Annotated in this window: 1 protein-coding gene; it reads left to right on the top strand. The window is 64.1% G+C overall.

Annotated features, from left to right (window positions below; all coding sequences use genetic code 11):
* A partial coding sequence (locus ACSC1Q_RS43135; protein ID WP_436764534.1) for a hypothetical protein occupies positions 1–383 on the top strand: 383 nt, incomplete at its 5' end.
* Positions 384–437: the final 54 nt, after the last annotated feature.

Below are 437 nucleotides of genomic sequence, written 5' to 3'. Positions count from 1 at the left end.
CCGCGGCTTCGGCGACGGTCGCCACGCAGCAGGCACAGACCTCCAGCAAGCACTTCTTCGGCCCCTACTACTCCGGGTTCGGCCGCGGCGAGGACTTCGGCCACCGCTCCTCCTTCAAGGGCTACTGGACCAAGGACAACGGCCGCTACTGGTTCTACGGCGACCTGTTCGACCGTGACCGCGACCGCTCCTACAGCTACGTGTGGTTCAAGTGGCACGACCGCTTCGGCTCCCACACCAAGGTCTTCAAGACCTTCGGCCACGGCGACATCGACCACTTCGGCGGCTTCAAGAAGAGCAACGGCTTCGACGACTTCAAGATCCGCGTCTGCGAGGGCACCGACAAGTTCGACGACTGCGGCCGCTGGGGCGACGCCTTCTAACCCCCTCTCTCCCCTCACGGAACACCTCCACCGAACACCTTTCACCAACCACCG

Source organism: Streptosporangium heterodermiicola (assembly GCF_051390675.1).
GTDB lineage: Bacteria > Actinomycetota > Actinomycetes > Streptosporangiales > Streptosporangiaceae > Streptosporangium.
This window is presented reverse-complemented; position numbering and strand designations above follow the sequence as displayed.